The 12,557-nt window shown below is 33.2% G+C and carries 11 protein-coding genes; 3 read left to right on the forward strand and 8 right to left on the reverse strand.

What is annotated here, in order from left to right; translation table 11 throughout:
- Positions 1–46: 46 nt before the first annotated feature.
- Positions 47–745 (reverse strand): toxin-antitoxin system YwqK family antitoxin, encoded by a 699-nt coding sequence (locus H603_RS0100245; protein ID WP_035675086.1) that lies wholly within the window; start codon positions 743–745, stop codon positions 47–49.
- 356 nt (positions 746–1,101) lie between these two features.
- On the opposite strand from H603_RS0100245, the gene H603_RS0100250 reads away from it, so the two are divergent.
- The gene (locus tag H603_RS0100250; RefSeq protein WP_026706697.1) at positions 1,102–2,064 is read left to right on the forward strand and encodes a fasciclin domain-containing protein; all 963 of its coding nucleotides are present in this window, start codon (positions 1,102–1,104) and stop codon (positions 2,062–2,064) included.
- 65 nt (positions 2,065–2,129) lie between these two features.
- Here H603_RS0100250 and yidC read toward each other — a convergent pair whose 3' ends face one another.
- The 6 genes from yidC to guaA all read right to left on the reverse strand — a co-directional run bounded on the left by yidC (position 2,130) and on the right by guaA (position 10,412).
- Positions 2,130–4,028 (reverse strand): membrane protein insertase YidC, encoded by a 1,899-nt coding sequence (gene yidC / locus H603_RS0100255; protein WP_026706698.1) that lies wholly within the window; start codon positions 4,026–4,028, stop codon positions 2,130–2,132.
- Between the two features lie 65 nt (positions 4,029–4,093).
- Positions 4,094–5,707: a CTP synthase gene (locus tag H603_RS0100260; protein ID WP_026706699.1), complete on the reverse strand. Its 1,614-nt coding sequence runs from the start codon at positions 5,705–5,707 to the stop codon at positions 4,094–4,096.
- Positions 5,708–6,028: 321 nt separating this feature from the next.
- On the reverse strand, positions 6,029–6,262 hold the full coding sequence (locus tag H603_RS0100265) for a DUF3820 family protein (protein WP_026706700.1): 234 nt from the start codon (positions 6,260–6,262) through the stop codon (positions 6,029–6,031).
- Positions 6,263–6,337: 75 nt separating this feature from the next.
- Positions 6,338–6,739 (reverse strand): OsmC family protein, encoded by a 402-nt coding sequence (locus H603_RS0100270; protein ID WP_026706701.1) that lies wholly within the window; start codon positions 6,737–6,739, stop codon positions 6,338–6,340.
- Positions 6,739–8,754, reverse strand: a complete 2,016-nt coding sequence (locus H603_RS0100275) for a LysM peptidoglycan-binding domain-containing protein (RefSeq protein ID WP_026706702.1) — start codon at positions 8,752–8,754, stop codon at positions 6,739–6,741. The genes H603_RS0100270 and H603_RS0100275 overlap by 1 nt, the downstream gene beginning before the upstream one ends.
- Before the next feature lie 128 nt (positions 8,755–8,882).
- Complete coding sequence (guaA, locus tag H603_RS0100280; RefSeq protein ID WP_026706703.1) at positions 8,883–10,412, reverse strand: glutamine-hydrolyzing GMP synthase; 1,530 nt, start codon at positions 10,410–10,412, stop codon at positions 8,883–8,885.
- A 247-nt stretch (positions 10,413–10,659) separates the two neighbouring features.
- Here guaA and H603_RS0100285 point away from each other — a divergent pair, with 247 nt between their 5' ends.
- The gene (locus H603_RS0100285; protein ID WP_035675089.1) at positions 10,660–11,193 is read left to right on the forward strand and encodes a hypothetical protein; all 534 of its coding nucleotides are present in this window, start codon (positions 10,660–10,662) and stop codon (positions 11,191–11,193) included.
- A gap of 6 nt (positions 11,194–11,199) precedes the next feature.
- On the opposite strand, the gene H603_RS0100290 is transcribed toward H603_RS0100285, so the two are convergent.
- A complete protein-coding gene (locus tag H603_RS0100290) occupies positions 11,200–11,865 on the reverse strand; it encodes a hypothetical protein (RefSeq protein ID WP_026706705.1) in 666 nt (221 codons plus the stop codon).
- A gap of 261 nt (positions 11,866–12,126) precedes the next feature.
- On the opposite strand from H603_RS0100290, the gene H603_RS0100295 reads away from it, so the two are divergent.
- On the forward strand, positions 12,127–12,510 hold the full coding sequence (locus tag H603_RS0100295) for a RidA family protein (protein WP_026706706.1): 384 nt from the start codon (positions 12,127–12,129) through the stop codon (positions 12,508–12,510).
- The last annotated feature ends 47 nt before the right edge of the window (positions 12,511–12,557 follow it).

Raw genomic sequence — 12,557 nt, forward strand, 5'->3', positions numbered from 1 at the left:
AATGTTTTAATTTACTATCGTAGCCGCCCTCTTTTAAATTAACGCACTATTTAGAACTGTTTTGCGGAAAATCAAAATTGGTTTCTTTTATCTTCTTTCCCTTTTCGAAAAATTCCCAAAAACCTACTTTCTTATTATTAAAAAAGTTCCCTTTTGAAACCATTTCGCCTTGAGCATTCCTAAAGATAGCAAGACCATTGTATTTATCATTCTTATAAATGGTTTCTTCTAATACAATACCGTTTTCTGAATAAATTTTACAGCTACCATTTTTCTTGTTTTTAGCGTACATTACTTCTTCAGCAATATTACCGTTAGGATAATAAACCGTTCTCGTTCCTGTTAACTGGCCTTTTTCATAATTTTCTAAAGTCATTACGACAGTAGAAGCTTTATGATAATACTTCCAAGGTCCTTCAAATTTTTTATCTAAAACAACACCTTCACTAACTTTATTTTTTGACTGATCATAAAATATAGTATAAGCACTATTGTTTTGCTCATTGAACTCTCTTGTCGCTATTACTGAACCTGCCCGTGTATCATCAAAAAATTTAAAAGTCCCAGTTTCCTTTCCGTTTATAAATGTACCCTCATAACGCGGACGCTTTGAAAATTCATAATTGCCTTTCCAGGGACCATCTTTCTTTCCATTTGCATCTACCGCATTTAATGTTGCTTGAGATGTAGCGACAGTACTTATCAATAATGCTCCAATAATGGCGAGTCTATTTAATATTTTCATAACTTTTGATTTGTTGGATTGTATTATTCGAGCTGTAAAATTAATGCATTCATTTATCGTTTCATCCCAGATGACATCAAAAATATTATAACATATAAAAATAAAGACGTAATCCTACAAAAAAACTCTTAATTCTGTTTAAAATTTATAAGTAAATTAAAAGCAATTTAATAATTTCTAGCACCCACAAACATTTAGACATGCATTAAAATAAACACAACTACTACGTTATCAAGAAATTAAACAAATATTAAAAAAATACTAAAATATAGTTTTGTTTATCGTTTGAGTTAAATTAATAAACAAAATAACATTAAATTGCTCGAAATTAATAACAACAATTAACAAACTTTATTATGAGAAAAATTTTAAAACCTTTGTTTTTAACGATGTTCGCATCAGTGGCGCTACTTGCAACTTCTTGTGACAATGATGACGATGTAGTGGTACCAACTACTGACAATACAATTACTGGGATTGCTTCAGCAAATGCTGATTTTTCGATTTTAGTCCAAGCCTTAACTAGAGCCGAACTTGCTGCTACATTGCAATCAGATGGGAACTTTACCGTATTTGCACCTACAGATGCAGCATTCACCTCTTTCTTAACTGCTGCTGGGTTTGCATCGATCAATGATGTACCTAAAGATGCATTAAAAGAGATTTTATTAAACCATGTTATTAGTGGGACATTAAAATCTGCAGATTTGACCACAACATACATCAAAACTATGGCCAAAGGAAGTGCATCTGCTACAAACAACTTGAGCATGTTTGTGAACACAGCAGATTCAGCAGTAAAACTAAATGGTGTTGCAACGGTAAAAACAGCAGATATCATGGCTTCAAACGGAGTAATTCACTCTGTTGATACTGTAATTACTTTGCCAACAATTGTAACTCATGCTACAGCAAACCCTAATTTTTCGTCATTAGTTGGAGCATTAACAGCTTCTGGGCAACCTGACTTTGTTTCTATCTTGAGCGGAACAGGACCATTTACAGTATTTGCACCAGACAATAGCGCATTCACTTCTTTAGATGCTGAATTAGCACCAGGAGGAATTGCAGGAGTTTCAGCAGCAAATCTTACAAAAGTATTACAGTACCACGTAGTATCTGGAAACGTATTGGCAGCAAGCCTAACAGAAGGCCAAGTTGTACCAACATTAGCAAATCAATCATTTACATTAGAATTGACTGGTGGCGCAAAAATTAAAGACGCTAGTGGTAGAACCGCTACAATTACCGCTACAGATGTTCAATGTTCAAATGGTGTTATACACGTTTTAAATAAAGTTTTATTACCTGCTTTATAAGTCTAGAAAAACTGTACCAAAAAAAAGCTTCCACCACTGGAAGCTTTTTTAATTTCATAAACTATTTATTTCTTTTTCTGTTGCGCTTTTGCCGCTTCTTGTTGTTCCATTACTTCTTGTAATTTCTTTTGGAACTTACCTTGTTTTTTAGGCTCTTTCAATTTATTCTCTTGAATTTGAGCATGAATTTTATCACTATCGATGATGTAGTTTTTAATAACTAACATAATTCCAATAGTAATAGAATTCGATATAAAGTAATACAAACTCAATCCTGAGGCATATCCGTTGAAGAAGATCAACATCATCAATGGAGAGATATAAATCATAATTTTCATCATTTTAGCCATATCTGGCATCCCTTCTTGTTGTGGAGCTGCCATTTGCTGATCTCCAGTTGTCATTTTCATGTAAAAGAAAATAGCAATAGAAGCTAAAATAGGAAATAAACTAATGTGATTTCCGTAGGCTGGAATGGTAAATGGTAATTGATAAATTGAATCAAAAGAAGACAAATCATCTGCCCATAAAAAAGATTGTTGTCTTAAACCAATCGCCGAAGGGAAGAATTGAAACAGAGCGTAGAATACTGGCATTTGCAACAAACCAGGTACACATCCCGCCATAGGGTTCACTCCTGCCTTATTATACAACTTCATTGTTTCTTGCTGTTTCTTCATTGGCTCTTTCTTGTATTTCTCACCAAGTTCAGCTATTTCAGGACGCAATACTTTCATTTTTGCTTGAGACAAGAATGATTTATAAGTAATAGGAGATAATACTAATTTTACTAAAATTGTAAAAAGTACAATTGCCCAACCATGCGAAATGAATAAACTCAAGAAACCATACATTGGAATAAAAGCATGACGGTTGATCCATCCAAAAATCCCCCAACCTAAAGCAACAATATCCTCTAAGTTTCTGTCGTAAGATTTTAATAATTTATAATCTGTTGGTCCGTAGAACCAATTCATACTTTGATCAATCTCACCATTTTTGAATGCCAAAGGCACAACTGCTTTAAACTGTTTTGTGAAAGTAGTATCAATTGCACTATCCTTCACTAAATTAGTCGATTGCAATTCTGCTTTTTCAAATGCAGTTTTCGTCAGTAAGATAGATGAGAAAAAGTGTTGTTTGTATGCGATATAAGATACATCTTGCACAACGTCGTCTTCTTGACTTCCTAATCCTAAATAGTCACTTTTACCATCTTCATGCTCATAGTATAGCTCAGAATAACGGTTTTCATACGTGATACTTTTTTCATTAGTGAAGGTCTTTAAATCCCACTCCAAGTTTAACGGCTTAGTTGTATTCAAAACTTTATTCAACCCTTGAGACTGAATATCAAAGTCCAACATATAATCGTTAGCCTTTAGCACATATTTGTATTCTAAATATTCATTAGCTCCTGCTTTTAAACGCATTGACAAAATTTGGTCTTCACCATTTTTAGTTAATGTAGGCTCAAAATAAAGATCCTTTGTATTTAAAGTATGGTTGTCATTAGTAAACAATTGAATATTTAAACTCGCATTGTTATCATTAACTAATTTAACAAGTTCTCCAGATCCTTTTTTAAATCTTTCGAAGTTTTTTAAAGTCGCTTCAACAATGTACCCTCCTTTATTAGCAATCTTTAAGATAACTAAGTCGTTTTCGATTGTAGTAACACCACCTTTAGCTGAAGGAAGTCCCGCTGAGTAAGCAAAATTCCCAAGAGTCTTCTGCAATTTTGCAGTTTGAAGTGTATCATTTGAAGCAGCTACTACACTACTCTCATTAGATTTTGGGCTACTTACAGCATTTGCTTCTTCCTTAACTACCAATTCTTTTTTCGCTTTTTCTGCTGCAACTTCAGCATCTGTTGGTTGTTGTGTGTACCACATCCATACAACGATACCAAAAAGTAGTATAAAACCAATTAATGAATTAGGGTCAAACTTTTTTTCTTCCATTACTTATAATTATTATTAATCGCCAAGTTTACTATTAAACTTCGAGGCTTTTTTTATGCGTATTATTATTTTTTATGCGCTATAACTGCTGCTGCGACGAAATCCACAAAAAGTGGGTGCGGATTTGCAACTGTACTTTTGTATTCTGGGTGGTACTGTACACCTATAAAAAATGGGTGGTCTTCTATCTCTACTATTTCAACTAATCCTGTATCTGGATTTGTACCTGATGCTTTTAATCCTGCTTTATCAAGAGCCTCTGCATAAGCACTGTTGAATTCATAGCGGTGACGGTGACGCTCGCTAATTGCTGTTTCACCATAAACTTTATAAGCTAGTGTACCTGGTTTAATGTCACACTTCCAAGCCCCTAAACGCATTGTTCCTCCTTTATCAGTAATGGTTTTTTGCTCTTCCATTAAGTTTACTACAGGATGCGCTGTATTCTCATTCATTTCTGTAGAATTTGCATCTGCATATCCTAATACATTACGAGAGTATTCAATTACTGCCATTTGCATTCCTAAACAAATTCCAAAGAAAGGCATCTTGTTTTCACGTGCGTATTGAACTGCAGCAATTTTCCCTTCGATTCCTCTTTCACCAAAACCTGGTGCAACTAGAATAGCATCTAAATCTTTAAATTTATCCGCAACATTTGTACTATCAATATGCTCTGAATGAATTGAAACTACGTTTACTTTAGTCTCATTTGTAGCACCCGCGTGAATAAATGCTTCAAGAATAGATTTATAACAATCTTGCATTTCGACATATTTCCCAATCAAACCAATGTTAACAGTATGCTTTGGATTTTTTAGTCTTTTCAAGAAAGTATTCCAAGTCTTTAAATCTGGAGCTGCTTTCTTAGGCAAGTCAAGTTTCTTTAAAGCAACTACATCTAATCCTTCTTCAAGCATTAAATTTGGAACCTCATATATTGTCTTTGCATCGATAGACTGGATAACAGCTTCTCTCTTTACATTACAAAAAAGTGCTAATTTATTACGAATCTCATCAGAAATTTCATGTTCTGTTCTACACACTAAAATATCAGCTTTAATTCCGCTTTCCATTAAAGTTTTCACAGAGTGTTGTGTTGGTTTTGTTTTCAACTCACCTGCTGCTGCCAAATAAGGAACCAATGTTAAATGAATAACAATAGCGTTATTCTCTCCCATATCCCAAACTAATTGACGCACAGATTCGATGTAAGGCAAAGACTCAATATCACCCACAGTACCACCAATTTCAGTAATAACAATGTCATAATCACCTGATTTACCAAGCAACTGCATTCTATCCTTAATCTCGTTTGTAATATGAGGAACTACTTGAACAGTCTTCCCTAAAAACTCTCCTCTTCTCTCTTTTTCAATCACCGAAAGATAAATTCTCCCCGTAGTAACATTATTTGCCTGAGAAGTAGGAACATTTAAAAAACGCTCATAATGACCTAAATCTAAATCAGTTTCAGCTCCGTCATCAGTTACATAACATTCCCCATGTTCGTAAGGATTTAATGTTCCTGGATCAACGTTTAAATACGGATCAAATTTTTGAATTGTTGTCCTATACCCTCTTGCTTGTAACAATTTTGCTAAGGATGCTGCTATAATTCCTTTTCCTAAAGAAGAAGTCACACCACCGGTAACAAAAATATATTTTGTTTGATTCATTATGTTGTAGTTTGTATTGTAGTTGTGTAAAAAACTTGGCAAAAATACGATTATAAATTGAGAATATGCTAATTTAAAAAAGAGATAATTTTCGAAATTGCCAATTATCCCTAACTATAACTTCTTGTTTTTAAGTTATTGATTACTAATTTCATAGATTGCTATAATATCTTATTAATCCATAAAACTGCAATTAACTACAGCCTAATGTCTGCTTTTTCGAAAGAAAATTAAAAATTAAAACTTGTAATCAACTGCAACGATTTATATTTCTCTACAGTTAAGTAACCTACAAATAAAAAAGAGCAGCAACTTAGCTAGTTACTGCTCTTTTGGATACCTCTTTTTAATATTTCGAATCAACTCTTCAAGACCGTTTAATTTCAATTCATAAATTAATTTTAATTGATCCCCTAACTGCCCTTTTGGAAAACCTTTATTGTGATACCAAACCACATAGTACTCTGGTAAATCGATAAGAAAACGCCCTTCGTATTTACCGAAAGGCATTTTTGTATGTGCTAATTTAATTAGCTCTTTTTGATTTTGATCCATTTTATTTTTGATCAGTTAGATTAGTTTACAAGACAGTAATTAAAACACTGTCTCGTTTCTAACCCAACTTTTACTTTATTTCCAATTAAAAATAATGTCTTTTTCGATTTCTGGATGTAAACTTAAAAACACCGGACAAGTCATTGCTGCTCGTTCTAAAATAGTTTGTTGTTTATCATCATTGGTACCAACCAATTTAAAATCAACTTTGACACAACCAATTCTTCTTGGTTCAGCGTTCATTATTTTTGTTACTTCAGCAACTGTACCTTTCATATCAACTCCCAATTCGGCAGCTTTAATCCCCATAATTGTAATCATACAACTAGCGAGAGCGTTAGCAACTAAATCTGTAGGAGAGAAAGCTTCGCCTTTTCCTTTATTATCTACTGGAGCATCAGATATAATTTCTGTTCCAGATTGAATATGAGTTGACGATGTTCTTAAATCACCTAAATAAGTTACTTTTGATGTCATTATTTTGCTTCTTTTATTATTAGATCCGTATCATAATACATGATGTGCACTCCTTTATTGGTGTAACCACCGTCATTCTTCTTATAATATTCAAATTTATTTTCGATACGATCAGTAGCTACAGTTTTTATTGTTTGCTCAAATTTCACATTTTGAACTAAACGCATCATAGTGTCAAAAGTTACATCAAAACCACGAGTCGCATAATCTGAAGGATATACATTATTTATTTTTTTGTAATTTTTATCGAAAATTGCTGCTTCTGGTGAAACATTATCACGAGTAACTGACGGATACATCAATTTTAACTTTGTCAAATTTGTGAACTTAATTTCTTCGAAATCTAAAGTTTCATTAGGTTCTAAAATCACTAATTGCACTTGGTAACTTAACATCGAACTCAACATAGCCGAAATAGTAGTTTTAATCATCCATGTGTTTGCAGTTTCCATAACTACATAATTCATGCGTCCTTTGACCAACATACCTTTCAAACTTTCTGCAGAAACACTTCCATTATCCTTAAATGCTACTAAAGGAACTCCTGGCTGATATTCTCTTAAATAAGATAAAATAGATTCTTTCTTTTTATCAACAACTGCCATAATGTTTCCGTTTTGAGAACGCATGTAATTGAACATAGTATTCTTTACAGTTTCATTATTTGGTATCGATTGATACAAATTAGGAAACGCATTTCCTACATCCTTAGACAAAGGAGAAACAACAGGAACATTGTTTTCTACAAGAGCCTGAGCAGCTACCTCAGCATTACTTTGATAAAAAGGCCCCACAATTGCATTTGCAGTTTGTAAATTATTCGCTTTAATTAATGCTAGTACATTAGAGCTGTTTTTAGTTTCTTCAGAATCGTATATTTCAACATCAATAGGCAATCCTAGTGTTTTGGCAGAATCAATAGCAATTAAAGCTCCAGCATAAAAATCAAGAGTCATATTTAAAAACTTATCCTTTTTTAATCTACTGTAACCAGAAGCATTTACATCTTCATCAGCCGCAGACACATTAAAAGGTAGCAACATTGCCAACCTTTTACGCTTACCCACTGCTATATTCTTATTTAATGATACATACTCTTTTTTTCCTTCTACCGCCGTTACATAATTTTTTGTAGGTGCTTTTATAAACATACCAATCGTAACTCCAGCATTCAACTCCGGATTCAACTCTAATAATTCCCTCTGAGAAATATCAAACATCTTTGAAAGACTATATAAAGTTTCTTTTGGTTGAACCTCATAAGCAATATATTGTGGCACGCTATCTTTTACAACAGCATTAGTTTTTGCTTCTTTATACACGTCTGTTGGTGCAGTAATAACTTTTGAATCAATTACCGCTGAACGTTTCCCTTTTATTAATAATTTATAACCAATTGGCAAATTGGTCACCACTTCTGGGTTTAATTTTTCTAATTGCTCAATTGTAATTCCGTATTGTCTTGAAATAGAATATTTTGTTTCTTTTGGTAATACGTCATGATAAACAGCAGTTTCCTCCGCTTTCTTGATCGCTTTCTCTTGTTTTCTTGTAGTGCCTTTTACATCATCTTTTATTGCTCCTTTTGATGGTATTTTCAACAACATACCTATTTTTAATCCATCAACGAGAATCTCAGGATTGGCCTCGATTAATGCTTGCTCTGACACATTGTATTGTTTTTTAATACCATAAAGGGTTTCTTTAGGCATCACTAAATGTGTCGTACCCGCAACCGCCGCTGAAGCCGCAGTACTTACTGTTGCAGGTTTACTGCTAGTAAGTATCGATTTACCATCAGACTTAGCTGGAATCAACAATACACTATCTGCTCTTAGTCCAGTTTGTGCATCAGGATTTAATTGATAAATATCAAAAGGCGTCACTTGGTATTTTTGTGCAATTTGAGTAATCGTTTCCCCCTTTTCAACTTTATGAGTCAAAGTTTTAGTTTGAGAAAAAACAGAACCCGTTAAAAACAAAAAAGTAGCACAAGTAGCAAAAAAATATTTCATTATATGTATTTAATTATTAATATATCAAAGATAGCAAAACGGTATCAAATTTTATTCCGAAAATCTGATACCGTTTTATAAATTTATTGCATTTTAGTTTAATAAATGCCTAATATGTGTTTAAATTATTATTCCCACTCAATAGTTGCAGGCGGTTTTGAGCTAATATCATATACTACTCTATTCACACCTTTTACCTTGTTTATAATATCATTTGATACTTTCATTAAGAACTCATAAGGCAAGTGTACCCAGTCAGCAGTCATACCATCAGTCGATTCTACTGCACGTAAAGCTACGACTTTTTCATAAGTACGCTCATCACCCATAACTCCTACACTATTTACTGGAAGTAAAATAGCGCCGGCTTGCCATACTTTATCATATAATCCCCAAGATTTTAAACCATCGATAAAAACAGCATCTACATCTTGTAAGATTTGTACTTTTTCTAATGTAATATCTCCTAAGATACGAATAGATAATCCAGGTCCTGGAAAAGGATGTCTTCCTAATAATTCTGGATCGATTCCTAATGAAGCTCCTACTCTACGTACTTCGTCTTTAAAAAGCATGCGAAGAGGCTCTACAATTTTTAATTTCATATAATCAGGTAATCCCCCAACGTTGTGGTGCGATTTTATTGTAGCAGAAGGCCCTTTTACAGAAACCGACTCAATAACATCTGGATAAATTGTTCCCTGGGCTAACCAAGTAACATCTTCGATTAACTGTGATTCAGCATCAAAAACTTCGATAAAAGCATTTCCTATCGCTTTTCTTTTTAATTCAGGATCAGTAACTCCCGCTAGAGCAGCATAAAAACGTTCAGAAGCATCTACTCCTTTTACATTTAAGCCCATTCCTTCATACTGATCTAGTACACTTTGAAATTCATTTTTACGAAGCAAACCATTGTTTACAAAAATACAGTAAAGGTTTTTTCCAATAGCTTGATGTAATAAAACAGCCGCTACGGTTGAGTCAACACCTCCTGATAATCCTAGAACAACTTTATCGTTTCCTACTTTCTCCTTTAATTCGGCAACCATCTCTTCTACAAAAGCGTTTGGAGTAAAAGTTTGAGGAACCTCAGCAATTTTCACTAAGAAATTCTCTAACATTTTTGAACCATCCGTTGAGTGAAATACTTCTGGGTGATACTGAATAGCATAGGTAGTTTCACCTTCAATTTTGTAAGCAGCAAATTCTACATCGTGAGTACTTGCTAATTTTACAGCATTTGTAGGTAATGCTTTTATACTGTCACTATGACTCATCCATACTTGACTGTTTACAGCGACATCTTCAAAGAATATTTCGTTTTCTTTAATAAATGAAAGATTAGCTCTACCATACTCTCTTGTGTTTGATGCAGCTACTTCTCCTCCGCTAAAATGCGCCAAATATTGTGCTCCGTAACATACGGCTAGCAAAGGCAATTTGCCTCTAATTTGCGACAAATCAGGATGAGGAGCATCTTCTCCGCGAACAGAGAATGGGCTTCCACCAAGAATTACGGCTTTGTAACTAGATAAATCACTCGGTATGTGATTATAAGGGAAAATTTCGCAGAATATATTTAATTCGCGAACTCTACGCGCAATAAGCTGAGTGTATTGCGATCCGAAGTCTAAAATAAGTACGTTGTGTTGCATGCGCAAAAATACTTTTTATATTTTAAACTGAAAAGTTGAATTTTGAAAATTTTGGATTTTTTTTCAGCTACTAAAATAATAGCAATTTTAAGAGGTAAGCCCTTTCGAAAATAGTACTAAAATAATAAATTTTTAAAAGCACTAAACGTATAACTGAAGACGGAATCATTCTGGTTATCACTATCAAGTTTTAAAACTGTAGCTTTACCACTTATAAAAGAATCCCTTTCGAATAAAAATCTAAATCATGACTTTAAGATTAAAAAGCAGCATCGTTATAATAGTCCTAATAACTGCAATCAGCTCTTGCAGTGTAGTAGATAAATTGTTAACCTTCACTATTTCCAATACAGCAACTATCAAAATAGAAAGTGGTTTGCCTGTAGGAGGTGTATTTGAGATCGTCACTCCTGACATCACTACTAATTCTAGTAAAGAATTCGAGAACAATAATACTAAAGCAAATTTAGTAAAAGATGTCAAGCTTAACTCTTTGAACTTGACAATCACAGAACCTAGTGGTAAAAGTTTCAGCTTTTTAAAATCTGTGCGTTTGTATATCTCAACTGATTCAAGTGATGAAATAGAATTAGCTTATTTAGAGGATATCAATACCACTGCTAATACTATCTCTTTAATTCCAAATACAGCTAAACTTGATAAATATGTAAAGGCCTCAAGTTATAAAATTAGAACAAAAGCTGTTTTAAAAGAAACAGTAACTAAGGATATCACAATAGATGCAAACATGAAGTTTAAAGTCACTGCAGATCCTTTTTAATAAAAATTATTCTTTTACTAATAAAATAGTTGCTTTAAATCCGGTCCCTAAATTCCATTGACTAGCATTAATCAAAACACCTTTGTCGTCATACACCTTAAATTCAGCGGTGTTAGGACCAGAAGTTCCTTGATTTAAAGCTTCGAAATCTATTTTATTAAATCCTTTAACTAGTGTGATTTCAAAACCTTTAAAACTACTGTCTAGGTTAACTTGATATTGAATTACTTTATCGTTTAGATAGACTCTAATTTGGTCCCCATCGACATAAGCTGCATCTCTATACATGACCTTTGCTGTAATTGATGCTGTTTTAAAATCTCCTAAATTTTGATTTCTTCTATAAATCGTTGCTTCAGGATTGTCTTCTTTTTTATTAAATTTTTCTACTATTTCGTCACCTGGATTTACAAAATCATCTTTTTTAACCATTGACATTTCCTTAGGCGCTCCTATGGTGTACTGCCTAGCTGCGGGCATCAGCGGGTCTGGCTTTTTAAAAATATTTGGAGCAGTGATTACCGCTGGATCATTATTTTTAATTTCTGCTTTTTTAGGGGTGTAACTATTATCCACTGGCGGAATCGCTTTAAACTTATTACTAAATTCATTTTGAGCATAACCTCCAGTAGCAAATCCTACTATTAATAAGAGAAAAAATATTTTTTTCATAATGTCGTTGTTGACTCGTCTGATAATTTTTTAAAAATAAAAAAACCAAAATTAAATACTGTCCTACCACTATATAATTTAACGTACTATTATAACTATCCTTTTTAACATTTATTACATCCAATAAAATAAAAAAGTATCATAACCTACAATTAAACATCTGATGATAAAGACATCTGTTTTGTTATTTTTGCTAAATTGCAAAAAATATACCAAAAGTAATTTGGTAGCCGTAAATAGCTTATCATAAAACTATATTATATGAAAAGAGAAAATATTTTGAGTGGTTCAGCATGGGAGGAGAAAATGGGATATTGTCGCGCTGTCAAAATTGGTAATATTATAGAGGTATCTGGAACTGTTGCTATTGTCGACAATAACACTGTAAAAGCAGATGACGCTTATGCTCAAACTCTAAATATTCTTGAACGTGTTTCGACTGTTTTACAAGATCTTAATGCAAGCATGGATGATGTAATTAGGACACGCATCTTTACCACAAATATCGATTGTTTTGAAGCTGTCGCAAAAGCACATGCTACTTTTTTCAAGGATATTAAACCGACTACCGGATTTTATGAAGTTAGTAAACTGGTAGCCCCTGAGTATTTAGTCGAAATTGAATTCACTGCAGTGCTCGCATAATTTTTACAAATACGAGTTTTAACTTATTACGGTGAGCTCGTGCAAAA

It is taken from the genome of Flavobacterium frigidarium DSM 17623, from assembly GCF_000425505.1.
In the GTDB taxonomy this organism is placed as follows: domain Bacteria; phylum Bacteroidota; class Bacteroidia; order Flavobacteriales; family Flavobacteriaceae; genus Flavobacterium; species Flavobacterium frigidarium.